Raw genomic sequence first — 23,811 nt, 5'->3', positions numbered from 1 at the left:
TATCGGCTGTGATCAGCTCAGTTTTTTCATCAAGAGTTCATTGACCTGCGCAGGGTTTGCCTTGCCTTTGCTGGCCTTCATGATGGGTCCGACCAAACCGTTCAAGGCTTTGGCGTTGCCCGCTTTGAACTCTTCCACGTTCTTGGGGTTGGCGGCCAGCACTTCATCGATGATGGCTTCCAACGCGCCCGTGTCGTTGATTTGTTTGAGGCCTTTGGCTTCGATGAGTGCGTCGACATCGCCTTCGCCGCTACCGGAGGGGCTTTCTTTATTCCACAAACCTTCAAACACTTGGCGTGCAGCGCTGTTACTGATGGTGTTGTCGCTGATACGGCTGATCAATGCGCCCAGTTGTGCGGCGCTGACAGGGATGTTGTCAAACGTCACCTCACCGCTGTTCAAGCGGCGAGAGACTTCACCCATGATCCAGTTGCTTGCCAATTTGGGTTGGCCGCAGGCTTTGGCTGCGGCTTCGAAGTAAGCGGCAGTGGCTTTGCTTTGTGTGAGCAAAGTGGCGTCGTATTCGGGCAATGCGTAGTCTTTGACAAAGCGTTCAGCCATGACGCGCGGTAGCTCGGCCATTTCGCTTCTCACGCGCTCAACCCAATCGCGACCAATGACTAACGGTGGCAGGTCTGGGTCTGGGAAATAGCGGTAGTCAGCGGCGTCTTCCTTGGTGCGCATGGCGCGTGTTTCACCCGTGTCAGGGTCAAACAACACCGTTGCTTGTTCGATGGCGTGACCGTCTTCGATTTGGTCGATTTGCCAGCGCACTTCATAGTCGATGGCTTGTTGCATGAACTTGAAGCTGTTCAAGTTCTTGATTTCGCGGCGAGTTCCCAACGGTTGCCCGGGCTTGCGCACCGAAACGTTGGCGTCGCAACGGAACGAGCCTTCTTGCATATTGCCGTCGCAAATGCCAATCCACGTGACGATTTTGTGCAGTTCTTTGGCATAGGCCACAGCTTCTTCGCTAGAGCGCATGTCGGGTTGCGTGACGATTTCTAGCAGTGGTGTGCCCGCACGGTTCAAGTCGATGCCTGATTGCCCAATGAAATCTTCGTGTAACGATTTGCCCGCGTCTTCTTCGAGGTGGGCACGCTCTAGGCGCACAGTTTTGTGCACGGTCTCTTTGCCAACTTCCAAGAAGAACGACACCTCGCCACCTTGCACCACTGGAATTTCAAACTGGCTGATTTGGTAGCCCTTGGGCAGGTCGGGGTAGAAGTAGTTTTTGCGAGCAAAGATGCTGCGCTCGGCAATGTGTGCGTTGACGCCCAAGCCAAACTCAATGGCGCGTTCGACTGCGCCGATGTTCATCACGGGCAGCGTGCCTGGCAGGGCCATGTCCACCGCGCAAGCTTGCGTATTGGGCTCTGCGCCGAACGCCACTGAGGCACGGCTGAAAATTTTGCTCTTGGTGGAGAGTTGAGCGTGTGTTTCGAAGCCAATGACGACTTCGTAGCCTTGAACTAATTTAGCTGTCATTTCAAATGCCCTCCGGTTGTTGGAGGTGATGGTCAGTGGCCAATTGGTACTGGTGTGCGACGTTCAACAAGCGCGCTTCTTGCAAATAGTTGCCAATCAGCTGCATGCCCACAGGCATATGGCCCTTGCCGAAACCCACGGGCATGCTCATGCCGGGCAAGCCAGCCAATGAGGCTGGCAGTGTGAAGATGTCGGCTAAGTAGTCAGCCAACGGGTCGCTGGCGTTGTTGCCCAATTTCCATGCGACGGAGGGGGCCACGGGGCCGGCAATCACATCGCACTCAGCAAAGGCGCTTTGAAAGTCGTCTGCGATCATGCGGCGAATTTTTTGCGCTTGCAGGTAGTACGCGTCGTAGTAGCCGTGGCTCAACACATAAGCGCCGGTCATGATGCGGCGTTTGACCTCTTCGCCAAAGCCTTCGGCGCGTGTCTTTTTGTACATGTTCACGAGGTCGGTGTAGTCCTTGGCGCGGTGGCCAAACTTCACGCCATCAAAGCGGCTCAGGTTCGAGCTGGCTTCGGCGGGCGCGATGATGTAGTACACAGGAATGGCCAGCTCAGTGCGCGGCAAAGTGATGGGCACGAGCTTGGCACCTTGGGCTTCGAGCGTTTTGAGCGCTGCGTCAATCGTCGTGCGTACGTCGGCGGCGAGGCCTTCGCCAAAGAACTCTTTGGGAATGCCAATACGCAGGCCAGTTAAGCTGTCGCCGAGCTTGGCCGAGAAGTTCTCGGCAGGCACGTCTAGCGAAGTTGAATCGCGGTCCAAATCAGCACCGCACATGGCAGACAGCAGTAACGCACAGTCTTCGGCGGTGCGAGCCATGGGGCCTGCTTGGTCAAGGCTTGATGCGTAGGCAATCATGCCGTAGCGACTGGCGCGGCCATAGGTTGGCTTGATGCCGGTGATGCCGCAAAAGCTGGCCGGTTGGCGAATCGAGCCACCGGTGTCAGTGCCTGTGGCAGCGGGCGCCAAGCGTGCGGCCACTGCAGCAGCGCTGCCGCCGGAGGAGCCGCCAGGTACGCGCGAGGTGTCCCAAGGGTTGGTCACTGGGCCGTAGGCAGAGTTTTCGTTGGCTGAGCCCATGGCGAACTCGTCGCAGTTGACTTTGCCCAAGCTCACCATGCCGGCGCCGTTTTGGTCGTTCACGCCAGCGCCTAGCTTTTGAACCACGGTGGCATCAAATGGTGAGCGGTAGCCGCTCAGAATTTTGGAGCCAGCGGTTGTGGCGAAATCGCGGGTGACAAACACGTCTTTGTGCGCAATCGGTACGCCCTCCAAAGCGCCTGCTGTGCCAGCGGCAATGCGGGCATCGCTGGCCTGGGCTTGAGCCAGCGTCACTTCGCTGTTGATGTCCAAAAACGCGTTGTGCGGGTTGCCGCCCGCGCGTGCCAAAAAGGCCGTGGCCACTTCGACAGCGCTGGCTTGCTTGGTTTGGAGTGTTTGGGCCAGTTGGGCCACGGTCATGTTGTGCAATTGGGTCATGGTTTAAGCCTTACTCAATCACTTTGGGAACCAAGAACAAACCACGCTCCACGGCTGGGGCACTTTGTTGGTTCAGGTCGCGTTGGTTGGGCTCGCTGGCCACGTCTGGGCGCAGGCGCAGTTCGATATGCGCGCCTTGCATGGCGTCCACGGGATGGGCCATGGGCACGACGCCCGTGGTGTCCACGGCGCGGATTTGTTCGACGATGCCGAAGAAATCGTTGATTTTGCTGAGCATGCGGGCCTGTTCATCAGGCTGGAGCTCTAGCCGGGCCAGGTTGGCAATGCGGCTGATGTCTTGGTCGTTCAGGGACATACTTTTGTAATGGGATAAACCCGTGGTTTACGGGCGATGCGGTATTATCCTGTCTTTGTGTCCGCGCCCGCGGGCTAGCTTTGAGGACAGACATGTTTGGATCTTTTCGTCGGTATTTCTCCACCGATTTGGCGATTGACCTCGGTACCGCCAACACCCTGATTTATGTGCGCGACAAAGGTATCGTGTTGGACGAGCCATCGGTTGTATCAATTCGCCACGAAGGCGGCCCCCAAGGTAAGAAGACCATTCAAGCCGTGGGCCACGAAGCCAAGGCCATGTTGGGTAAAGTGCCCGGCAACATCGAAGCGATTCGCCCCATGAAAGACGGCGTGATCGCCGACTTCACCGTGACTGAGCAAATGCTCAAGCAATTTATCAAGATGGTGCACCCACGCTCAGTGTTGAAGCCCAGCCCTCGCATCATCATTTGCGTGCCTTGCGGTTCTACCCAAGTGGAGCGTCGTGCGATTCGCGAATCGGCTTTGGGTGCTGGTGCCTCTGAGGTGTACTTGATTGAAGAACCCATGGCCGCAGCCATCGGCGCAGGTTTGCCTGTGTCTGAGGCTTCGGGTTCGATGGTGGTCGACATCGGTGGTGGTACCACTGAAGTGGGCGTGATCTCTTTGGGCGGCATGGTCTACAAAGGCAGCGTGCGCGTGGGTGGCGACAAGTTTGACGAAGCCATCATCAACTACATCCGTCGCAACTACGGCATGTTGATTGGCGAGCCAACGGCTGAAGCCATCAAGAAAGAAATCGGTTCTGCATTCCCAGGCTCTGAAGTCAAGGAAATGGAAGTCAAAGGTCGCAACCTCTCTGAAGGTGTGCCACGTTCTTTCACCATCTCTTCCAACGAAATCTTGGAAGCGTTGACAGACCCACTGAACAACATCGTCTCCGCCGTGAAAAACGCGCTGGAGCAAACGCCTCCCGAACTGGGCGCAGACATTGCCGAGCGCGGCATGATGCTCACCGGTGGTGGCGCGTTGTTGCGTGACCTCGATCGCTTGCTGGCCGAAGAGACTGGCTTGCCAGTGTTGGTGGCCGAAGATCCACTTACCTGCGTGGTGCGTGGTTGTGGCTTGGCCCTTGAGCGCATGGAGCGTTTGGGCTCCATCTTCACGAGCGAATAATTAAGTGCCACTGGGCACCCTCGACCGCTCCCCCCCGGCCTTCTTCAAGCAAGGCCCTTCAGCCGTCTCTAAATTACTTTTCTTCAGCGCCTTGTCGGTGCTGTTGATGGTGGCTGACGTGCGGTTTGGTGTGACCCAGCCTTTGCGTGCCACCTTGTCGGTGGCGTTGTACCCCGTGCAGTGGTTGGCCATGCGCCCGCAAGTGTTCATGGAGTACACGGGCGAATACATGCAAGAGCGCGATGTGGCGCAAGCCTCTGAGCGGGAGGCGCGCCAGCAACTGCTGGTGCAGGCCCGTCGCTCGGGACAAGTCGAGCAGCTGGCGCTTGAAAACAAACAACTTCGCGAGTTGTTGAACTTGAGCAAGCGTTTAGAAACAAAGGGGCAAACGGCAGAGGTGTTATATGACGCAGCCGACCCCTTCACGCGGAAACTGATCATTGACAAAGGCATGGTCAATGGCATCAAACCTAGTTCTCCAGTCATGGACGAACATGGCATCTTGGGTCAAGTGACGCACGTGTTGCCATTGCTGAGTGAAGTGACGTTGGTTACCGATCGCGAACACTCCATTCCCGTGCTCAACACTCGCACTGGCGCGCGTGGCGTGGCTTACGGCGAATCTGGCGGCGCACCTTTGCTTGAGCTGCGATTCATGGCGACCAATGCGGACATTGAAGTGGGTGACATGTTGTCAACCAGCGGTGTGGATGGCATTTATCCAGCTGGTGTTTTGGTAGGAAAAGTATCCAAGGTCGAGCGCCGAGCAGAAACCGCATTTGCGCGCATCTTGTGCGAGCCCGTGGGTCGCGTACAAGGCGCACGCCATGTGATGGTGCTGGAGCCTTTGAGCGATCAACTGCCAGCGCGCCCACAAATTGAAAAAGTACAGCCCGTGGCCTCGCAGAAAGGTGGTCGCAAATGATCATGCCTCGCGGCCAACAGCTGTTATTACCCGCCAATCCCTTGTTTGTATTGAGCACGCTGATTGCAGCTTTGTTCACCAATATGGTGGCCAATATCAGCTTGGTGGGTAATGCAGCTTGGATGCCTGACTTTTTGGCTTTGGTCTTGGTGTTTTGGTGCGTACATCAACCACGCTTGGTCGGCATTGGCGTCGCTTTTTTCTTTGGCGTGGCAACCGATGTGCACCAATCGGCGCTGCTGGGTCAGCATGCATTGACTTATACCGCCTTGGGTTTCATGGCGGTTTTAATGCATCGTCGTTTGCTTTGGTTCACTGTGCCTTCGCAAGCCATGCAAGTGTTGCCAATGTTTGTTGCCGCACACGCCTTAGAGTTGACGGTTCGCATCATGTCTGGTGCCCTGTTTCCTGGCTGGACTATCTTTTTGGCGCCATTGCTTGAGGCTTTGTTGTGGCCTGTGGTCAGCGTGTTTTTGTTGGCGCCTCAACGTCGCGCACCGAACCCAGACGCGAACCGACCGCTATGAGGGTGATTCGCGACATCGAGTCCGACCTGCGACGCTTCAGGTCGCGTATGGTGGTGGTGACGGGCTCTATCTTGGTGTTGTTTGGGTTGCTTTCTGTGCGCTTGTTTTATTTGCAGGTGGTGCGCTATGACGACCTGAACGCGCAAGCTGAAAACAACCGAACGGCCATCGTGCCCATCGTGCCTAACCGTGGTGTCATCATGGACCGCAACGGCATTGTGTTGGCCACCAACTACTCGGCCTACACGCTTGAAATTACCGCATCCAGAGTTGTCGCGCCTCTTGAAGAGGTGATTGAGCAGCTGTCGAGTGTGATTGACATTCAGGCGCGCGATAAACGCCGCTTTAAAAAGCAATTGGGTGAATCGAAGAGCTTCGAATCAGTGCCCATCCGCAACCGTTTGACGGATGAAGAGGTGGCCCGATTTGCTGCGCAGCGCTATCGTTTCCCCGGCGTTGAAATTCGTGCGCGTTTGTTCCGTAACTACCCATACAACCAATTGGCCAGCCATGTGATTGGTTACATCGGGCGTATCAATCAAGCCGAAAAAGGCAAGATTGAAGAGTCGGAAGATTCAGGCAACTACCGCGGCACCGACTACATCGGCAAGCTTGGCGTTGAGCAAAGTTACGAAAAGCAATTGCATGGCACTACTGGCGTGCAAGAGATGGAAACTTCGGCCGGTGGCCGCGCGGTGCGACGCCTTAACAGCAGCCAAGCCATTCCCGGCAACAGCGTGGTGCTCTCGATCGACATCAAGCTGCAAAAGCTGGTCGAAGACCTGTACGGCAAACGTCGTGGCGCGCTCGTTGCGCTTGATCCAAAAACGGGCGAAGTGCTGGCCTTTGTGAGCAAGCCCACGTTTGACCCCAACTTGTTTGTGGATGGCATTGACGCTGAAAACTGGGCTGCACTGAACGAGTCGATTGACAAGCCTTTGCTCAATCGTGCATTGCGCGGAACTTATCCGCCGGGGTCGACTTATAAGCCATTTATGGCGCTGGCTGCCTTGCAAACTGGCAAGCGCGCAGAGAAAACCATCATCTCTGATCCCGGCTTTTTCATGTTTGGTAACCACCGTTTCCGCGATGACAAAGAAGGTGGTCATGGCTCGGTCGATATGTACAAGTCCATCGTCGAGTCGTGCGACACCTATTACTACACGTTGGCACGTGACATGGGCGTGGACTTGATGCACGATCAAATGAAGCCCTTGGGCTTTGGACAAATCACGGGCATCGATATTTTGGGTGAGTCGCGTGGTGTTTTACCTTCGACAGAGTGGAAGCGCACTACCTATAAAAAGCCAGAGCAGCAGCGCTGGTACTCCGGCGAAACCATTTCGCTAGGCATTGGTCAGGGCTACAACAACTTCACCATGCTGCAAATTGCACAAGCCATGGGCACGGTGGCTAACAACGGTTTGAAGATGCGACCGCACTTGGTTCGCGAAGTGTTGGATGTGGAAACCAAAGCCTCTACCGCTGTGGCCAAAGAACCTGTCGAACAGTTGGCTTTGACGCCCGAGAACTTAGAGGTGATCAAAAAAGGCATGGTTGGCGTGAACATTGAAGGTACGTCGGCCACCAGCTTTGTGGGCGCGCAGTATGTGAGCGCAGGTAAGACTGGCACAGCGCAGGTCTACACCGTGAAGCAAAACGAAAAGTACAACGCCGCCACCATCGATGAGCGCATGCGCGACCATGCCTTGTTTGTGGCCTTTGCGCCAGCGGATGATCCCAAGGTGGCTTTGGCGATGGTCGTAGAAAACTCAGGCTTTGGTGCGCAAAATGCGGCACCTATTGCACGCCGTGTGTTTGATTTTGTGATCATGGGGCAATACCCCTCGCAAGAAGACATTGAGGCTGTGCAAAAGGGACAAGCGACCCGACCCATTGGCAAGCCTCGTGCCGTGGCCAATGTGCCTTGGCCTCCCAAGGCGGCGGAGTTGGCGGTAGAGGAGCCCATTGCTGCTGCATCTGCCGCTGAAAGAGCTGCGGCAACGGCTGAGAAGGCTGCATCGGCAGCTGCCAAGCCGACACCTGTGCCAGCCCTTGTGCAAAAGTCAGCGGCTAGCGGGGTTCGCTAAGTCGCCAAAGTTTGATGGCCTCTGTAGCGATTTAACGCAAGAAAGCGTCGTAGCTGGTTTTACAGATCAGCGCACTCACCACCACCAGGAACATGCCGCGGACAAAGCCCGCGCCGTGCTGCAGCGCCATGCGCGTCCCTAACAAACTGCCTGCCACATTGGCCATCGCCAATGGCAGCGCCATGTGCCACCAAACGTGGCCTTTCAGGGTGAACAAGGTCAGTGCAGCAATGTTGCTAGAGAGGTTAAGCAGCTTGGCTGCGACCGAGGCGTTAAGGAAGTCATAGCCCAACCAACGCACCATTAAAAACACAAAGAAGCTGCCCGTACCTGGACCAAAGAAACCATCGTAAAAACCAATCGTTAATCCGATTGCGGATGTTGCCAACAGCTCGGCACGACCTTGAAAACGCGGTGTGTGGTGTCGACCCATATCTTTGCGCATGAGGGTGTAGATGAGCACCACCAGCAACACAGCAGGTAGCAAGCGGCGTAAAAACTCGGGGGACACCAAAGTGACCAACCATGCCCCCGCAAATGCGGCCACCATGGTTGTGGCAGCTGCTGGCAGCAAAGCACACCAGCTCACCTGGATGCGTCGGCTGTACTGCCAAGTGGCAAAGGCCGTGCCCCACACTGAGGCGCTTTTGTTAGTGCCAAACAAAGTGGCTGGGGTGGTGGTCGGGTAGACCGCAAACAAGGCCGGTAGCAAGATGAGGCCACCGCCGCCCACGATCGAATCTACAAAGCCAGCCAAGGCTGAGGCGAAGGTGGTGAAAAAAAGTTCCATGCAAGGGATTGTGTCGTGAATTAAGACGCGACCATAAAGCAAAAGGCACCGGGGTGACCGGTGCCTTTTCGGGGTGACGTTCCTGTGGAAGCGTCTGTTGTGTATGTCTCCTCAGACCCTCGTGATCACAGCGTTACCACTGCATCGAGTGACATGACTGTAATTGCGGCTATGTCGGGTTTTGCCTAGGACATTCCCTTGAGGGCTAACCCTAGGTTTGTCGTCATCAGCATTGCTCGGCCTCATGTGCAAGCCATTGCGCAGCCTTCTCGGCCATCATCAATGTTGGACTGTTGGTGTTGCCGCTGGTGATGGTGGGCATCACACTGGCATCCACTACACGCAGGCCTCGCACAACGCCGCCGCGTCCATCGCGTAAACGCAATTCAGGGTCCACCACAGCCAGCGGATCGTCGATGCGACCCATACGCGCCGTGCCTACGGGGTGGAAGATGGTGGTAGCAATGTCGCCCGCCAAACGCGCCAAGTCTTCGTCGGTTTGGTACTGCACGCCTGGTTTGTATTCAACAGGCTTGTACTTAGCGAGTGCTGGTTGGGCTGCAATGCGGCGTGTGACGCGTAATGAATCGGCAGCGACTTTGCGGTCAGCTTCGGTGCTCAGATAGTTGGGAGCAATTTTGGGTGCATCGGTAAAGTTGGCGCTGGTGATGTTGACCGTGCCACGGCTGGTCGGGTTCAAGTTGCACACACTGGCGGTGAACGCGGGGAAGCTGTGCAGCGGGTCGCCGAACGCATCAAGGCTCAACGGTTGCACGTGGTATTCAATGTTTGGGTAAGGCTGATCGGGGCTGCTTCGGGTGAAAGCACCGAGCTGAGAAGGCGCCATGCTCATGGGGCCGCTGCGCTTGAACGCGTATTCCAAACCAATCTTGGCTTTGCCCCACCAACTGCTGGCCAAGGTGTTGAGGGTTTGCACACCCTCAACTTTGAACACGGAGCGAATTTGCAAATGGTCTTGCAAGTTGGCGCCAACGCCAGGCAAATCAATGACCGGCTCAATGCCGTGCTGCTTGAGTAGTTCTGCAGGGCCAAGGCCAGAGAGCTGCAAAATTTGAGGCGTGCCAATCGCACCAGCGCTCAGCACCACTGATTGTTTGGCAGTGACGGTGGTGTAACTATGGCCCGTCCACACTTCCACACCTGTGCAACGCTGTGTGCCATCGGCATCGGTGCTCATCACGAGTTTGGCGACTTGTGCGGATGACCACAGTTCAAAGTTAGGACGTGCGTAGCAAGTGGGGCGAATGAAGGCCTTCGCTGTGTTCCAACGCCAGCCGCTTTTTTGGTTGACCTCAAAGTAGCCCACACCTTCGTTGCTGCCGCGGTTGAAGTCGTCGGTGGCGGGAATGCCCGCTTCTACAGCCGCTTGTGCAAATGCGTCGAGCACATCCCAGCGCAAGCGTTGTTTCTCGACGCGCCATTCACCGCCCGCGATGTGGTGGCGCAAGGTTTCGCCGTACACCGTGTTGTCGGCCAGCAGCACATCACTGCGCTCACCTTTGGCGCCGTGCATGGCATTGGCACCGAGGTAGTGGTCTTCGTGGAGTTTGAAATAGGGCAGGGCGTTGTCCCAGCGCCAGCGGGAATCGCCCGTGATGTCGGCCCATTGGTCGTAGTCACGCGCTTGACCACGCATGTAAATCATGCCGTTGATGCTGGAGCAGCCGCCAAGCACCTTGCCGCGTGGGTAGCGCAAGCTGCGGCCATTCAGGCCTGCATCGGGGGCTGTGTTGTAGAGCCAGTCAGTGCGGGGATTGCCAATGCAATATAGGTAGCCAACAGGAATGTGCACCCAGTGGTAATCGTCTTTGCGACCGGCTTCGATGAGCAAGACACGTTTGCTGGCGTTAGCGCTCAAGCGGTTGGCGAGCAAGCAGCCGGCTGTGCCTGCGCCGACGATGATGTAGTCAAATTGGGTGTCGCTCATGCCAATGTCTCAAGTCTTTGTGTTTATGTGATGGATGGTAGCTTGCTTGTGTGCGTTCGTTGTTGTAGTTGTCAGAGCAGGGGCGAGCTGGGCAGTGTGTTTTGCTCCTCGTCTGCTGCGCATCCGAATGTCGCTGCAACACACCGCCCAGCCCGCCCCTTCTCTGACAACATGGGCCTCGCTGCTGATGCAGCATTGGTCCATGCATGTCGTCTGTGCCTGTACCTGTACCCGTGTACGTTAGAGCGCCCTTGCGTGTACAGCGGTAGATTGGGGTGGCATGTTGCCGCGACATTCGGATGCGCAGCAGACGAGGAGCAAAACATGCCGCCCCAAGCTGCCGATGCACGCGCAACAGCGCCATACCTCAAAGAGAAAAAGTTACTTAGATGTTGGCATGACGAACTCAGCGCCCTTGCCAATGCTCTCAGGCCAGCGTTGCATGACGCTCTTTTGCTTCGTGTAGAAACGCACACCTTCTTCGCCGTAAGCGTGCATGTCGCCAAACAAGCTCTTCTTCCAGCCACCAAAACCGTGCCACGCCATGGGCACTGGGATTGGCACGTTGATGCCGACCATGCCCACTTGGATGTGGCGCGCAAACTCGCGGGCCACGTTGCCGTCGCGGGTGAAGCAGCTCACGCCATTGCCAAACTCGTGGTCGTTGATGATTTGCACAGCCTTCGCAAAGTCGGGCACGCGCACGCAAGACAACACGGGACCAAAGATTTCTTCTTTGTAGATCTTCATGTCGGTGGTGACGTGGTCAAACAAAGTGCCGCCCAACCAGAAGCCGTTGTCGCAACCTTTGCCCGCTTTGGCGCCTGCAAACTCACGACCGTCGACCAGCAACTGCGCGCCTTCGGCCACGCCCGCGTCGATGTAGCCTTTGATGCGTTGGCGAGCAACGTCGGTCACTATAGGGCCCATCTCGGCGGCAAGGTTTTCGCCGTCTAGCACTTGCAAAGACTTGGTGCGTTCGATGAGTTTAGGAATGACTTTGTCAGCCACATCACCCACCAGCACTGCCACGCTGATGGCCATGCAGCGCTCGCCTGCTGAGCCATAAGCTGCGCCGATCAAAGCGTCGACCACTTGGTCGATGTCGGCATCGGGCATGACCACCATGTGGTTTTTCGCGCCGCCCAAGGCTTGCACGCGTTTGCCGTGGTGTGCACCAGTTTCATAGATGTAGTTGGCGATGGGTGTGGAGCCTACAAAGCTGACCGCTTTCACGTCGGGGTGAACCAACAAAGCATCCACAGCTTCTTTGTCGCCTTGAACCACGTTGAACACGCCGTCTGGCAAACCAGCTTGCTTGAGCAATTCAGCCATGAAGAGTGCAGGTGTTGGGTCAATCGGGCTTGGCTTCAACACAAACGTGTTGCCAGCGGCGATGGCGACAGGGAACATCCACGCAGGAACCATGACGGGGAAGTTGAACGGGGTGATGCCTGCCACCACGCCGAGGGGTTGGCGCATGGTCCAGTTGTCGATGCCGGTGGACACTTGCTCGGTGTAGTCGCCCTTGAGCAACTGAGGAATGCCAGTGGCGAACTCGACGATGTCGATGCCACGGCTGACTTCGCCTTGGGCATCTGTGAACACCTTGCCGTGCTCAGCGGTAATCATGTGAGCCAGCTTGTCTTTGTTTTGGTTGATGAGTTCCAAGAACTTGAACATCACGCGGGCGCGGCGCAAAGGTGGGGTGTCTGCCCATGCGGGGAAAGCTTTTTGTGCAGCGGCAACGGCTGCGTTCACATCGGCCACGTTGGCCAAGCTCACATTACCAGTGACCGCGCCTGTGGCGGGGTTGTAGACAGGTTGTGTGCGCGTGCTGCTGCCGTTGGCAACTGCGCCGTTGATGTAATGCGCGATGTGGGCTTGTGTCATGGTGTGTCTCGTTGTGTGGAAAAGATGACGCAGTGTAGGCAGGGCTTGTGCATCCAACAAGGGTTAAACCTTGAATTTATTGTTCAAAATAGTGAACAATCGAGGTATGAATGATCAAAAAATCAGCGAACTCTGGCACCATCTGCATTGGCTCAGTGTGTTGGCGCAGCAAGGTAGCTACACCGCTGCAGCCACACGCTTGGGAGTGAGCAAGGCCGCCATGAGCCAACGCATTGCCGAGCTCGAGAGTGCTGCGCGCGTGCCACTGGTGCAGCGCACCACGCGCAGCGTGCGATTGACCGAGGCAGGGCAGCGGTTGGTGGATGACACGCGTGCCTCTTTTGAGCAAATCGAACACAGTTTTGCGCAAGTGCGCGATTTGGCCGGGGTGCCAAGCGGCTTGTTGCGCGTGACAGCCCCCGTGGCCTTTGCGCGTCAGCAGCTGACTCCGCGTTTGGCGGACTTTTTGCGCGACTACCCAGACGTGCGTTTGCAGTTGGACATGTCGGACCGGCTCAGCAGCTTGGCCACGGAAGGGTTTGACTTAGCCATCCGTCATACGGCACGACCACCCGACACACATGTGGCGTGGACTTTGTGCAGCACACATTCGGTGTTGGTGGCCAGCAAAACCTATTTGCGCCGTGCGGGTACGCCGCAAACCCCCGTTGATTTGCAAGACCACAACTGCCTGCACTACTTGCGCGCGCAAGACACGCCCACATGGACGCTGGCGCGTGCGAAGCCCAAAGCAAAAGACAAAGCGAATGATGAACGCATCACCGTGCCGGTAACAGGACAGCTTGCGGCGAACAACAGCGAGGCGTTAAGGGAGGCCGCTTTAACGGGGTTGGGTATTGCACTGTTGCCAGACTTCAGCGCGCAAGCGGCCTTGCAACAAGGCAAGCTCGTACAGGTGTTGCCAGACTGGCAACCCGTGGGCGCGTTTGCTGAGCAGCTCTATGCCATTCGCCCGTATTCACCCCATGTGCCGCGAGCGGTAACTGCATTTGTGGACTATTTGCGCAAAACTTTGGCCGAAGGCTTTGCCGCTTAGTGGCCCGTAGGGTCAGCGGCCGCCCGAAGCTTCGATGAATGTCATGGTGGTGTAGCTGGCAGCATCGCTCAGCAGCCATACGATGGCTTGAGCCACTTCTTCCGCCGTGCCGCCGCGTTGCATGGGGACCAAGTGCGACAAGTCGCGCACGCGGTCGGGCAGGCCGCCCGAGGCATGGATGTCGGTGTCAATCAAGCCCGGCCGTACGGCGTTGACGCGAATGCCCTCGTTGGCCACCTCTTTGGCCAGACCGATGGTGAAGGCATCAATCGCGCTCTTGGAGGCGGCGTAATCCACGTATTGCCCAGGCGCGCCTAGACGAGCAGCAGCACTCGACACATTCACGATGCTGCCGCCCGAACCGCCGTGAGCAGTGCTCATGCGTTTGACAGCTTCACGCGCGCAGGCAAACGAGCCCAGCACATTGATGCGCATCATGCGTTCCCATCGTGACCAGCTTTGAGCTTCCACTTTGGCGGTCACATCCACCACGCCCGCGTTGTTGACGAGACCTGAAATACGCCCAAGTTTGTTGTCGACCTCAGCGAACATGCGCAAGATTTGCGCTTCGTCGCCCACATCGGCTTGCACGGCGATCGCCGTGCCGCCCGCAGCTTGAATTTGCTGCACTAAGCTATGAGCAGCCGAGGCGTTGCTGGCGTAATTCACGGCCACCGCCCAACCTTGTTGAGCTGCCAACAAGGCGGTGGCAGCGCCAATACCGCGGCTAGCGCCAGTGATTAAGAGAACGGGTTTCATATCTGTCTCCTGTGTGCGTGCTTTGCAAGCTGATGGGCGGCACGATACACCGAAGGTTTTGAAAACCGAGTAACCTGTTTGATAGTGATTTCAGAAAAACTTAAGAGAGGCATTTATGACTGTTCGACTCCACGCCACCGATGGCTTTGAATTTTCAGCTTATGTGGCCCAGCCCAAGGGTGCACCGAAAGGCGCCATCGTGGTGCTGCAAGAGATTTTTGGTGTCAACGCGCACATCCGCGAAGTGGCGGATGGTTATGCAGCTCAGGGCTACTTGGCGGTTGCACCTGCCACCTTCCACCGCGCCAAGCATGGTGTGGAGTTGGGCTACACGCCAGACGACATGCAAGCCGGCATGGCTTTGAAAGCAGCAATTGAGGCTATGCCCGCTCCAGGCGTTATGGCTGACATTCAAGCCGCCGTGGATTACGCCGCCAAGACCAGTGGTTGCAAGGTGGGCATCGTTGGGTATTGCTGGGGTGGCTTGCTCACATGGCGTGCAGCGGCGTTGGTCAAGGGGCTTAGCGCGGCAGTGCCTTACTACGGCGGTGGTTCAACCACAGACGAAGAAATTGCGCGTCATCCAGACTGCCCTGTGCTGGCGCATTACGCCGAGCAAGACCATTGGATTCCTTTGGAAACCGTGGAGAAGTTCAAGCACGCTCACCCCGAGGTGGAGGTGCATTTGTATCCAGCTGACCACGGCTTTAACTGTGACCACCGAGGTGCATACCAAGAGGCGTCAGCCAAGATGGCTTTGCACCGCACCTTGGCGTTTTTTGCCAAGCACGTTGGCTAAGGACCGGCCCACGCACGCGCAGTGACCCGCGCTGCGCTTCAGGCTAGGCCGTGTAGTTTCTTTGCGGCGTCGATGGCGAAGTAGGTGAGCACACCATCTGCACCAGCGCGTTTGAAGGCCAGCAAGCTTTCCATCATCACAGCGTCGTGGTCGAGCCAGCCGTTGACGGCGGCTGCTTTGAGCATGGCGTATTCGCCGCTGACTTGATAGGCGAAGGTGGGCACTTTGAATTCGTCTTTCACGCGACGCACCACATCGAGGTAAGGCATGCCGGGTTTGACCATGACCATGTCTGCGCCTTCGGCGATGTCCAGCGCCACTTCGCGTAGGGCTTCGTCGGTGTTGCCGGGGTCCATTTGGTAAACCTTTTTGTCGGCCTTGCCCAAGTTAGAGGCAGAGCCGACCGCATCACGAAACGGGCCGTAAAACGCGCTGGCGTATTTAGCGCTGTAAGCCATGATGCGCGTATGAATCGCGCCACGTGATTCGAGCGCTGCTCGAATCGCTCCAATTCTGCCGTCCATCATGTCACTGGGCGCCACGATGTCCACGCCAGCATCGGCTTGCGTTAACGCTTGCTTGACCAGCATCTCTGTGGTGACGTCATTCAAGATGTAACCAGTGTCATCCAGCAAGCCGTCTTGGCCATGGCTGGTGAAAGGGTCAAGCGCCACATCGGTCATCACGCCCAGCTCTGGGAAATTCTTTTTCAGCTCACGCACCACGTGGGGCACGAGGCCGTCGGGGTTGGTGGCTTCAATGCCATCGGGTGTTTTGAGGTGTGCACTGATAACGGGGAACAGCGCCATCACAGGAATGCCCAGCTTCACACATTGCTCGGCCACGGGCAACAACAAGTCCAAGCTCAGACGCTCAACACCCGGCATCGAGCCCACGGCTTCGCGGCGTTTCTCGCCTTCGAGCACGAAGACGGGGTAAATCAAATCGTTCACGCTCAACGCGTGTTCGCGCACCAAGCGGCGGGTGAAGTCGTCACGGCGCAAACGGCGAGGGCGGTTGGCGGGGAAGGAGGCGAATGGGTGTTGCATGGGTGAAATTGTGCCTGTTTATCGGTGTCGCCAAGGTGCAAAAAGCGGTGTTTGCCCCATTGAGCCCCAAGAAATGCTTTGCTAGATTGCCCTTGGGCAGCTTGCTGCTCCCCGCTTTTCCTCCCTAAGCGGGCGTCTGACGTGTCAAAGCGCTCGGATGACTTCGCCCGACCTCGTGTCGGGCTTTTTTTGACCGCGGCTAAACTGCAGCCATGCTTTGGATCAAATCTTTTCACATCATCTTCGTCGCCAGCTGGTTTGCGGGCCTGTTTTACCTGCCGCGGATTTTTGTGAATTTGGCTTCTGTGCCTGAAGGATCAGAAGCCGAAGAAGCCCGTTTACTGTTGATGGCTCGTAAGCTGATGCGTTTCACGACTTTGTTGATGCTGCCAGCGGTAGGCTTAGGCATGGTGCTTTGGCTCTATTACGGCATTGGTTTAGTGGGCGTGGGTAATGGTTGGATGCATGCCAAGCTCACCATCGTGTTGTTGGCGTTGGGCTATCACCACGGTTGTGGACGTTTGCTGCGCAAGTTCGAAGCGCGCACCAACACGCGCGGTCACGTTTGGTACCGCTGGTTCAATGAGATTCCCGTCGTCTTGCTGACCATCGCGGTGATCTTGGTGGTCGTCAAACCTTTCTAAAACAGCGGCTGGACCATGCGTAAAACCTCCGCTTGGCCCCTCTCGCAAATATGCGTGGCGTTGATCGTCTACGCCAGCCTTTATCCGTTTGATCATTGGCGTGACCAAGGTATTTGGACTTGGTCTTTCCTCGCTGCGCCCTGGCCCAAATATTGGTTGGGCTTTGATGTGGTGGCCAATGTGCTGGGCTACGCACCGCTGGGTTTCTTCTTGACCTTGAGTGCCATGCGCATGGGCTGGCAAACGCGAGAGGTGTTGCTCTCCACGCTGGCTGCTGCTTTGCTGTCATTGACGATGGAAGGTTTGCAAAGCTATTTGCCAGCGCGCGTGCCTTCGTTGCCAGATTTCTTACTCAATACCTTGGGTGCATTTATTGGTGCGGTGTTGGCCAACTCACTTGAACACCTTGGGTTGCTACGCCGCTGGAGCCAGTTCCGTGAACGTTGGTTTGTGCGCGATGCCTATATGGCGTTGGTGTTGATGGCAGTGTGGCCTGCGGCCCTGTTGTTCCCAGTGGCCGTGCCGTTGGGGTTGGGCCAAGTGTGGGAGCGTGTGGAAGACACCTTGACCAGTGCCTTCGAAGCCACGCCGTTTGAAGACTGGATTCCGCTGCGTGCCTTTGAATTAGAACCGTTACTGCCAGGCGCTGAGTTGATGTGCGTGATGCTGGGCTTGCTTGTGCCGTGCTTGTTGGGTTTTGGTGTGATTCGCCAGGTGGGGCAAAGATTCTTGTACTTGCTGGCCGTGCTGGCCATGGCGATGGGCATGAGTGCTTTGTCTGCTGCGCTGAGTTATGGGCCTGTGCATGCATGGACGTGGCTTGATTTGCCTGTGATGTTGGGTTTGATTTTTGGTTGTGTGGTGGCCTTGGTTTTTCTACCGCTGTCGGCACGCATCGCATGGACTTTTCTGTTGTTGGCGGTCTTGGTCCAGCAAAGCGTGCTCAACCAATCGCCAGAGAGCGCCTATTTCGCTCAAACCTTGCAAACGTGGGAGCAGGGGCAATTTGTGCGTTTTCACGGCTTGGTGCAATGGCTCGGTTGGCTTTGGCCTTACGCTGTGATGATGCTGGCGCTGGTGCGCTTGTCGCGCGAGCGCAGCACACAAAACTAAAATCTCTTCATGACACAAACCTCTTATTACAAACACCACATTTTTTTCTGCCTGAATCAGCGTGATAACGGCCAAGATTGCTGTGCAAACCATGGCGTACAAGAGTCGTTTGACCATTGCAAAGCTCAAGTGAAAGCTGCGGGACTTGCAGGTGTTGGCGGTGTGCGCGTGAACAAAGCTGGTTGCCTTGACCGCTGTGCGGGTGGTCCCGTGGCAGTGGTTTACCCAGAGGGTGTTTGGTACACCGTGATGGACAAGAACGATGTGAACGAGATTGTGGAAAGCCATTTGAAGAATGGCCAAGTGGTCGAACGCTTGGTAGTGCCCGCCAACGTGGGGCGCTGAGCCATGAATTCGCAGACCCAAAAAATCACACTGCAAGGCGAAGCCGGCGTTATCGAAGCTTTGCGCGACGAGCCTGAAGGTGCATCACGCGGCGTGGCCATCGTGGCCCACCCACACCCGCTGTTTGGCGGCACGATGGACAACAAAGTGGTGCAAACACTGGCGCGTGCTTTTGTGCAATGTGGCTGGACCGTGGTGCGTTTTAACTTTCGTGGCGTGGGTGGTTCAGCGGGTGAGCATGATGCTGGTGTAGGCGAAGCGTGCGACTTTTTGAGTGTGGTCGAACAAGTCGCGCCGAATGGCGCATTGGCGATTGCAGGTTTTTCGTTTGGTTCGTTTGTGGCCAGCCATGCCTTGGCTGAACTTCAGGCGCATCGCCAGATTGAGAAAGTGGCATTCGTGGGCACGGCTGCACAGCGTTTCACGGTGGCCCCCATTGCGGCCGAGTTGCACGACAAAACCTTGGTGGTACACGGCGAGCAAGACGATACGGTGTCATTGGCCTCGGTGATGGACTGGGCGCGTCCGCAAAGTCTGCCTGTGACGGTGGTGCCAGGTGGCGGTCATTTCTTTCATGGACAATTGCCACTTCTCAAGAATTTAGTGGTGCGGCATCTTCAGGGTTAAGCCCGGCCCGTGACCACGCAGCGTTTGCATCCCAGACGCGTCAATTCTTTGATTCATTTTTCATCAGAAGACAGCAATGACACGATTCCTGCGCACCACTTTCATCGGCATTTTGATGGGCTTGACTTGTGTGTTTCAGGCGCAAGCCCAAGTGCCGCAGCCGCCTGAAATTGCTGCCCGTGCGTATTTACTGGTGGATTTGACGGCTCAGCAAACCTTGGCGGAGTTGGATGCAGACAAGCCCATTGAGCCCGCATCATTGACCAAGCTGATGACGGCTTACATCGTGTTTGATGCGCTCAAGGCGAAGAAGATTAGCTTGCAACAAACCTTTGGCGTGAGTGAGCGCGCTTGGAAGATGCCCGGCTCTCGCATGTTCATCGATCCCAAGATGAAAGTGCCAGTCGAAGACTTGATCAAAGGCATGATTGTTCAATCGGGCAATGACGCCACCATGGCGCTGGCAGAAGGCGTGGGCGGCACAGTGGAGCATTTTGTGCAAATGATGAACGCGCAAGCCAAAGTCTTGGGCATGAAATCTACCGGTTACAAAAACCCAGAAGGCTTAACTGAGCCAGGCCACACCACCACAGCGCGCGACCTAAGCATCTTGGCCGGACGTTTGATGCAAGACTTTCCTGATTACGTGGGTTATTACGCGATCAAAAAATACCGCTACCCAGGCACACCTGCCGCCAACGAAAACAACCGCAATTTGTTGTTGTTCCGTGACCCCAGTGTGGACGGTTTGAAAACAGGCCACACCGATGCCGCCGGTTTTTGCTTGATTGCCACCGCCAAGCGTGATGCGCCTGGCGTGGGGCAACGTCGCTTGTTGTCGATCGTCTTGGGTGCTTCCAGTGAGAACGCGCGCGCCACCGAGTCGCAAAAACTGTTGAATTGGGGTTACACCGCGTTTGATGCCATTAAGTTGTTTGATGCCAACCAAGCCGTTGTGACCCCCAATGTTTGGAAAGGCCAAGGCGGCCAAGTCAAGCTGGGCCGCTTTGCACCCATCGTGGTGGCGGTGCCAGCTGGCGCTGCTGGCCGCATCCAAACCCAAGTGGCGCGTCCCGAGCCTTTGCTGGCGCCCCTCAACCGCGGCCAAGCGGTGGGTGCTTTGAAGGTGACTTTGGACCAAAAGCCGCTTGTGGATGTGCCTTTGCTGGTGCTAGAAACCGTAGAGCAAGCCGGTTTTGTGGGCCGCGCATGGGACACCGTGCGGTTGTGGGTGAAATAAGCCCTTTTTGAGGCATTTCGGACTAGATTTGCCTCCCACCCTTGTTGCTGATACACTAGAAGGCTTTTCGGAATTTCCGAAGGGATTCACGTTTTCTTTTAATTTCAACGTTTAGGGACGTTACAAACAATGCCAACCATCAATCAATTGGTGCGTCAGGGGCGCGAGGTCGAAACGATCAAGTCCAAAAGCCCTGCGATGCAAAACTCTCCACAACGCCGTGGCGTGTGCACCCGTGTGTACACCACGACGCCTAAGAAGCCAAACTCTGCGCTGCGTAAAGTTGCCAAAGTTCGCTTGACCAACGGTTTCGAAGTCATTTCGTACATCGGCGGTGAAGGCCACAACTTGCAAGAACACAGCGTTGTGCTCGTGCGCGGCGGTCGTGTCAAAGACTTGCCAGGTGTGCGTTATCACATCGTGCGCGGTTCGCTCGATTTGCAAGGTGTTAAAGACCGTAAGCAATCGCGTTCTAAGTACGGTGCAAAGCGTCCTAAGAAGGCTTAATTGCTCTCTAGGCCTAATGGCCATCAGCCTTAGCGAGGCTTAATTCGTCAAATCGGTGTTTTGGTCGTCAGGCAGACGATGCAAAACGAAGTGGCCCGAAGCATCCATGTTGGGTGTGGGTCGAGTAAGTGGAAGTCATGATGACTTTCCGGGCTCTCGAAAGAGTGCCAACTGAAGCAATATGAGGTGAAACAATGCCACGTCGTCGCGAAGTCCCTAAACGTGAAATCTTGCCGGATCCAAAGTTCGGTAATGTTGAGCTGTCCAAATTCATGAACGTGATCATGGAAGGCGGCAAGAAAGCTGTTGCCGAGCGCATCATTTACGGTGCCTTGGAGCAAATCGAACAAAAATCGGGCAAAGATCCGCTCGAGTTGTTCACTGTGGCCATCAACAACGTCAAGCCCATGGTGGAAGTTAAATCCCGCCGCGTGGGTGGTGCTAACTACCAAGTGCCCGTTGAAGTTCGTCCAGTCCGTCGCTTGGCTTTGTCCATGCGCTGGTTGAAAGAAGCCGCTCGCAAGCGCGGTGAAAAGTCCATGGCTTTGCGCTTGGCCAACGAATTGTTGGAAGCGTCTGAAGGTCGTGGCGGTGCCATGAAAAAGCGTGACGAAGTTCACCGCATGGCCGAAGCCAACAAGGCGTTCAGCCACTTCCGCTTCTAAATTCAAAGGTAAAACATGGCCCGCAATACCCCCATTGAGCGCTATCGCAACATTGGTATTTCAGCGCACATTGACGCTGGTAAAACCACAACGACAGAGCGTATTCTTTATTACACCGGTGTGAACCACAAGATTGGTGAAGTGCATGATGGCGCTGCCACCATGGACTGGATGGAGCAAGAGCAAGAGCGTGGCATCACGATCACTTCTGCTGCGACCACTTGTTTTTGGAAGGGCATGGATGGCTCTTTCGCTGACCACCGCATCAACATCATTGACACCCCTGGTCACGTTGACTTCACGATTGAAGTTGAGCGTTCCATGCGCGTGCTCGACGGTGCTTGCATGGTTTACTGTGCTGTGGGTGGCGTGCAACCCCAGTCTGAAACCGTGTGGCGTCAAGCCAACAAGTACAAAGTGCCACGTTTGGCCTTTGTGAACAAGATGGACCGTACAGGTGCCAACTTCTTCAAGGTCGTGGACCAGATGAAATTGCGCTTGAAGGCCAATCCTGTGCCAATCGTGATCCCAATCGGCGCTGAAGATAACTTCACAGGCGTGGTTGATTTGCGCAAGATGAAAGCCATCATTTGGGACGAAGCGTCTCAAGGTATGAAGTTCACCTTCGAAGAGATCCCAGCTGACCTCGTGGCAGTGGCCAAAGAGTGGCGTGAGAAGATGGTTGAAGCTGCGGCTGAAGCCTCTGAAGAGCTGATGAACAAGTACCTCGAAGAGGGTGACTTGTCTGAAGAAGAAATCACACACGGCTTGCGCGTTCGCACCATCAACAGCGAAATTCAACCAATGTTGTGCGGCACAGCGTTCAAGAACAAAGGCGTTCAACGTATGTTGGATGCAGTGCTTGAATTGATGCCTTCTCCTCTCGACGTGAAAGCCATCAAGGGCTTTGACGAAGACGAAAAAGAAGTGATCCGCAAGGCTGACGATGACGAGAAATTCTCTGCGTTGGCGTTCAAGTTGATGACCGATCCATTTGTGGGTCAGTTGACATTCGTGCGTGTTTACTCTGGCGTTCTGAAAAAGGGCGACACGGTTTACAACTCGGTGCGCGGTAAGAAAGAGCGTATCGGTCGTATCGTGCAAATGCACGCCAACAACCGTGAAGAAGTGGACGAAATCCGTGCGGGCGACATCGCTGCTTGCGTGGGCTTGAAAGACGTGACCACAGGCGAAACCTTGTGCGATCCAAACGCAGTGATCACTTTGGAGCGCATGGTGTTCCCTGATTCCGTGATTCGCCAAGCTGTTGAACCAAAGACAAAAGCTGACCAAGAAAAAATGGGCATGGCTTTGTCACGTTTGGCTGCAGAAGATCCTTCTTTCCGCGTGCAAACTGACGAAGAATCTGGCCAGACCATCATTGGTGGTCAAGGCGAATTGCACTTGGAAATTATTGTCGACCGCATGAAGCGTGAATTCGGCGTTGAAGCCAACGTTGGCAAGCCTCAAGTGGCTTACCGCGAAACCATCCGCAAGACTGTCGAAGAAGCCGAAGGCAAATTCGTTCGTCAATCCGGTGGTAAGGGTCAATACGGTCACGTGGTGCTCAAGGTTGAGCCTCAAGAAGCTGGCAAAGGCTTTGAATTCGTTGACGCTATTAAAGGCGGCGTGGTTCCTCGCGAATACATCCCTGCAGTAGAAAAAGGCGTGATCGAAGCGTTGAGCCAAGGCGTGTTGGCTGGTTACCCAGTCGTTGACGTCAAGGTCACATTGCACTTCGGTTCGTACCACGATGTGGACTCGAACGAAATGGCGTTCAAGATGGCAGCTATCTTTGGTTTCAAAGAAGGTTGCCGCAAAGCTCAGCCAGTCATTCTGGAGCCCATGATGGCTGTGGAAGTTGAGACACCTGAAGACTACGCTGGTAGCGTGATGGGCGATTTGTCCTCACGTCGCGGCATGGTGCAAGGTATGGACGACATGGTCGGTGGCGGTAAAGCAATTAAAGCTGAAGTGCCATTGTCTGAAATGTTCGGTTACTCAACCACCCTGCGTTCGATGTCACAAGGTCGCGCAACTTACACGATGGAATTCAAGCACTACGCTGAAGCTCCACGTAACGTTGCAGAAGCCATCGTGGCCGCTCGCGCTAAATAAAAAAACCCCATGGGGCTGCGCAAGTGGCCCCTGTCTGCGACGATGCGCCGCCCTGTCACCCGTGCGGGGCGAATCAGCAGCATCGTGCAGACATAAAACCTGTACACGGGCACTGCTCTTTGGAGAAAAGAAATGGCAAAAGGAAAATTCGAACGTACCAAGCCACACGTGAACGTTGGCACCATTGGTCACGTTGACCACGGTAAAACAACTTTGACAGCTGCGATCACCACGATCCTGTCTTTGAAGTTCGGCGGCGAAGCTAAGGCTTACGACCAAATTGACGCGGCTC

General features: G+C 55.8%; 23 protein-coding genes. 15 read left to right on the top strand and 8 right to left on the bottom strand.

The features are described 5' to 3' along the window. Positions 1 to 12: 12 nt before the first annotated feature. From gatB to gatC, 3 genes are read right to left on the bottom strand one after another with little or no spacing between them, the layout of a single operon-like run. Complete coding sequence (gatB, locus tag B9Z35_RS09930) at positions 13 to 1,488, bottom strand: Asp-tRNA(Asn)/Glu-tRNA(Gln) amidotransferase subunit GatB (protein ID WP_108283559.1); 1,476 nt, start codon at positions 1,486 to 1,488, stop codon at positions 13 to 15. Position 1,489: 1 nt separating this feature from the next. Beyond that, positions 1,490 to 2,971: an Asp-tRNA(Asn)/Glu-tRNA(Gln) amidotransferase subunit GatA gene (gene gatA, locus B9Z35_RS09925; protein ID WP_108283558.1), complete on the bottom strand. Its 1,482-nt coding sequence runs from the start codon at positions 2,969 to 2,971 to the stop codon at positions 1,490 to 1,492. 10 nt (positions 2,972 to 2,981) lie between these two features. Further along, positions 2,982 to 3,287, bottom strand: a complete 306-nt coding sequence (gatC, locus tag B9Z35_RS09920) for an Asp-tRNA(Asn)/Glu-tRNA(Gln) amidotransferase subunit GatC (protein ID WP_108283557.1) — start codon at positions 3,285 to 3,287, stop codon at positions 2,982 to 2,984. Positions 3,288 to 3,379: 92 nt separating this feature from the next. On the opposite strand from gatC, the gene B9Z35_RS09915 reads away from it, so the two are divergent. The 4 genes from B9Z35_RS09915 to mrdA are packed head-to-tail and all read left to right on the top strand — an operon-like array spanning position 3,380 to position 7,965. Beyond that, positions 3,380 to 4,423 (top strand): rod shape-determining protein, encoded by a 1,044-nt coding sequence (locus B9Z35_RS09915; RefSeq protein WP_108283556.1) that lies wholly within the window; start codon positions 3,380 to 3,382, stop codon positions 4,421 to 4,423. A gap of 4 nt (positions 4,424 to 4,427) precedes the next feature. After that, complete coding sequence (gene mreC, locus B9Z35_RS09910) at positions 4,428 to 5,348, top strand: rod shape-determining protein MreC (protein ID WP_108283555.1); 921 nt, start codon at positions 4,428 to 4,430, stop codon at positions 5,346 to 5,348. Beyond that, entirely contained in the window at positions 5,345 to 5,875 is a 531-nt protein-coding gene (gene mreD, locus B9Z35_RS09905; RefSeq protein WP_108283554.1) for a rod shape-determining protein MreD, read from the top strand. Before mreC ends, mreD begins: the two co-directional genes overlap by 4 nt. Beyond that, positions 5,872 to 7,965, top strand: a complete 2,094-nt coding sequence (gene mrdA / locus B9Z35_RS09900) for a penicillin-binding protein 2 (protein ID WP_108283553.1) — start codon at positions 5,872 to 5,874, stop codon at positions 7,963 to 7,965. Before mreD ends, mrdA begins: the two co-directional genes overlap by 4 nt. Before the next feature lie 31 nt (positions 7,966 to 7,996). Here mrdA and B9Z35_RS09895 read toward each other — a convergent pair whose 3' ends face one another. The 3 genes from B9Z35_RS09895 to B9Z35_RS09885 all read right to left on the bottom strand — a co-directional run bounded on the left by B9Z35_RS09895 (position 7,997) and on the right by B9Z35_RS09885 (position 12,596). Beyond that, entirely contained in the window at positions 7,997 to 8,755 is a 759-nt protein-coding gene (locus tag B9Z35_RS09895; RefSeq protein WP_108283552.1) for a TSUP family transporter, read from the bottom strand. 226 nt (positions 8,756 to 8,981) lie between these two features. Continuing rightward, a complete protein-coding gene (locus B9Z35_RS09890) occupies positions 8,982 to 10,703 on the bottom strand; it encodes a GMC family oxidoreductase (protein ID WP_108283551.1) in 1,722 nt (573 codons plus the stop codon). A gap of 381 nt (positions 10,704 to 11,084) precedes the next feature. After that, positions 11,085 to 12,596: a CoA-acylating methylmalonate-semialdehyde dehydrogenase gene (locus B9Z35_RS09885; protein ID WP_108283550.1), complete on the bottom strand. Its 1,512-nt coding sequence runs from the start codon at positions 12,594 to 12,596 to the stop codon at positions 11,085 to 11,087. A 106-nt stretch (positions 12,597 to 12,702) separates the two neighbouring features. On the opposite strand from B9Z35_RS09885, the gene B9Z35_RS09880 reads away from it, so the two are divergent. Next, on the top strand, positions 12,703 to 13,653 hold the full coding sequence (locus B9Z35_RS09880) for a LysR family transcriptional regulator (protein ID WP_108283549.1): 951 nt from the start codon (positions 12,703 to 12,705) through the stop codon (positions 13,651 to 13,653). 12 nt (positions 13,654 to 13,665) lie between these two features. Here the strand turns inward: B9Z35_RS09880 and B9Z35_RS09875 are convergent, their stop codons facing one another. Beyond that, a complete protein-coding gene (locus tag B9Z35_RS09875; RefSeq protein WP_108283548.1) occupies positions 13,666 to 14,412 on the bottom strand; it encodes an SDR family oxidoreductase in 747 nt (248 codons plus the stop codon). A 115-nt stretch (positions 14,413 to 14,527) separates the two neighbouring features. Between B9Z35_RS09875 and B9Z35_RS09870 the strand changes: the two genes are divergently transcribed. Beyond that, positions 14,528 to 15,211, top strand: coding sequence for a dienelactone hydrolase family protein (locus tag B9Z35_RS09870; protein WP_108283547.1), 684 nt, complete (start codon positions 14,528 to 14,530; stop codon positions 15,209 to 15,211). Positions 15,212 to 15,249: 38 nt separating this feature from the next. Here the strand turns inward: B9Z35_RS09870 and hemB are convergent, their stop codons facing one another. Beyond that, a complete protein-coding gene (hemB, locus tag B9Z35_RS09865; RefSeq protein ID WP_108283546.1) occupies positions 15,250 to 16,260 on the bottom strand; it encodes a porphobilinogen synthase in 1,011 nt (336 codons plus the stop codon). A gap of 212 nt (positions 16,261 to 16,472) precedes the next feature. On the opposite strand from hemB, the gene B9Z35_RS09860 reads away from it, so the two are divergent. The 9 genes from B9Z35_RS09860 to B9Z35_RS09820 all read left to right on the top strand — a co-directional run. Beyond that, a complete protein-coding gene (locus B9Z35_RS09860; protein WP_108283545.1) occupies positions 16,473 to 16,904 on the top strand; it encodes a CopD family protein in 432 nt (143 codons plus the stop codon). 15 nt (positions 16,905 to 16,919) lie between these two features. Next, the gene (locus B9Z35_RS09855; RefSeq protein ID WP_108283544.1) at positions 16,920 to 18,017 is read left to right on the top strand and encodes a VanZ family protein; all 1,098 of its coding nucleotides are present in this window, start codon (positions 16,920 to 16,922) and stop codon (positions 18,015 to 18,017) included. 9 nt (positions 18,018 to 18,026) lie between these two features. Further along, the gene (locus tag B9Z35_RS09850) at positions 18,027 to 18,362 is read left to right on the top strand and encodes a ferredoxin (protein ID WP_108283543.1); all 336 of its coding nucleotides are present in this window, start codon (positions 18,027 to 18,029) and stop codon (positions 18,360 to 18,362) included. 3 nt (positions 18,363 to 18,365) lie between these two features. Further along, a complete protein-coding gene (locus B9Z35_RS09845) occupies positions 18,366 to 18,989 on the top strand; it encodes an alpha/beta hydrolase (RefSeq protein WP_108283542.1) in 624 nt (207 codons plus the stop codon). Positions 18,990 to 19,104: 115 nt separating this feature from the next. Then, positions 19,105 to 20,229: a D-alanyl-D-alanine carboxypeptidase family protein gene (locus tag B9Z35_RS09840; RefSeq protein ID WP_233246561.1), complete on the top strand. Its 1,125-nt coding sequence runs from the start codon at positions 19,105 to 19,107 to the stop codon at positions 20,227 to 20,229. Between the two features lie 129 nt (positions 20,230 to 20,358). After that, positions 20,359 to 20,736, top strand: a complete 378-nt coding sequence (gene rpsL / locus B9Z35_RS09835; RefSeq protein ID WP_057674148.1) for a 30S ribosomal protein S12 — start codon at positions 20,359 to 20,361, stop codon at positions 20,734 to 20,736. Between the two features lie 194 nt (positions 20,737 to 20,930). Next, entirely contained in the window at positions 20,931 to 21,401 is a 471-nt protein-coding gene (gene rpsG, locus B9Z35_RS09830) for a 30S ribosomal protein S7 (RefSeq protein WP_108283540.1), read from the top strand. Between the two features lie 15 nt (positions 21,402 to 21,416). Beyond that, complete coding sequence (fusA, locus tag B9Z35_RS09825; protein WP_108283539.1) at positions 21,417 to 23,519, top strand: elongation factor G; 2,103 nt, start codon at positions 21,417 to 21,419, stop codon at positions 23,517 to 23,519. A gap of 132 nt (positions 23,520 to 23,651) precedes the next feature. Next, positions 23,652 to 23,811 (top strand): GTP-binding protein (locus B9Z35_RS09820; RefSeq protein ID WP_233246560.1); only part of this gene is annotated, 160 nt, incomplete at its 3' end.

Source organism: Limnohabitans sp. Jir61, assembly GCF_003063545.1.
Taxonomy (GTDB): domain Bacteria; phylum Pseudomonadota; class Gammaproteobacteria; order Burkholderiales; family Burkholderiaceae_C; genus Limnohabitans.
The sequence above is the reverse complement of the archived record's forward strand: the minus strand, read 5'-3'. Positions and strand labels throughout refer to the sequence as shown.

Coding starts and splice junctions, on each gene's coding strand:
- gatB (WP_108283559.1), bottom strand. CDS start 1,488: ATGACAGCTAAATTAGTTCAAGGCTACGAAGTCGTCATTGGCTTCGAA.
- gatA (WP_108283558.1), bottom strand. CDS start 2,971: ATGACCCAATTGCACAACATGACCGTGGCCCAACTGGCCCAAACACTC.
- gatC (WP_108283557.1), bottom strand. CDS start 3,287: ATGTCCCTGAACGACCAAGACATCAGCCGCATTGCCAACCTGGCCCGG.
- B9Z35_RS09915 (WP_108283556.1), top strand. CDS start 3,380: ATGTTTGGATCTTTTCGTCGGTATTTCTCCACCGATTTGGCGATTGAC.
- mreD (WP_108283554.1), top strand. CDS start 5,345: ATGATCATGCCTCGCGGCCAACAGCTGTTATTACCCGCCAATCCCTTG.
- mrdA (WP_108283553.1), top strand. CDS start 5,872: ATGAGGGTGATTCGCGACATCGAGTCCGACCTGCGACGCTTCAGGTCG.
- B9Z35_RS09895 (WP_108283552.1), bottom strand. CDS start 8,755: ATGGAACTTTTTTTCACCACCTTCGCCTCAGCCTTGGCTGGCTTTGTA.
- B9Z35_RS09890 (WP_108283551.1), bottom strand. CDS start 10,703: ATGAGCGACACCCAATTTGACTACATCATCGTCGGCGCAGGCACAGCC.
- B9Z35_RS09885 (WP_108283550.1), bottom strand. CDS start 12,596: ATGACACAAGCCCACATCGCGCATTACATCAACGGCGCAGTTGCCAAC.
- B9Z35_RS09880 (WP_108283549.1), top strand. CDS start 12,703: ATGAATGATCAAAAAATCAGCGAACTCTGGCACCATCTGCATTGGCTC.
- B9Z35_RS09875 (WP_108283548.1), bottom strand. CDS start 14,412: ATGAAACCCGTTCTCTTAATCACTGGCGCTAGCCGCGGTATTGGCGCT.
- B9Z35_RS09870 (WP_108283547.1), top strand. CDS start 14,528: ATGACTGTTCGACTCCACGCCACCGATGGCTTTGAATTTTCAGCTTAT.
- hemB (WP_108283546.1), bottom strand. CDS start 16,260: ATGCAACACCCATTCGCCTCCTTCCCCGCCAACCGCCCTCGCCGTTTG.
- B9Z35_RS09860 (WP_108283545.1), top strand. CDS start 16,473: ATGCTTTGGATCAAATCTTTTCACATCATCTTCGTCGCCAGCTGGTTT.
- B9Z35_RS09855 (WP_108283544.1), top strand. CDS start 16,920: ATGCGTAAAACCTCCGCTTGGCCCCTCTCGCAAATATGCGTGGCGTTG.
- B9Z35_RS09850 (WP_108283543.1), top strand. CDS start 18,027: ATGACACAAACCTCTTATTACAAACACCACATTTTTTTCTGCCTGAAT.
- B9Z35_RS09845 (WP_108283542.1), top strand. CDS start 18,366: ATGAATTCGCAGACCCAAAAAATCACACTGCAAGGCGAAGCCGGCGTT.
- B9Z35_RS09840 (WP_233246561.1), top strand. CDS start 19,105: ATGGGCTTGACTTGTGTGTTTCAGGCGCAAGCCCAAGTGCCGCAGCCG.
- rpsL (WP_057674148.1), top strand. CDS start 20,359: ATGCCAACCATCAATCAATTGGTGCGTCAGGGGCGCGAGGTCGAAACG.
- rpsG (WP_108283540.1), top strand. CDS start 20,931: ATGCCACGTCGTCGCGAAGTCCCTAAACGTGAAATCTTGCCGGATCCA.
- fusA (WP_108283539.1), top strand. CDS start 21,417: ATGGCCCGCAATACCCCCATTGAGCGCTATCGCAACATTGGTATTTCA.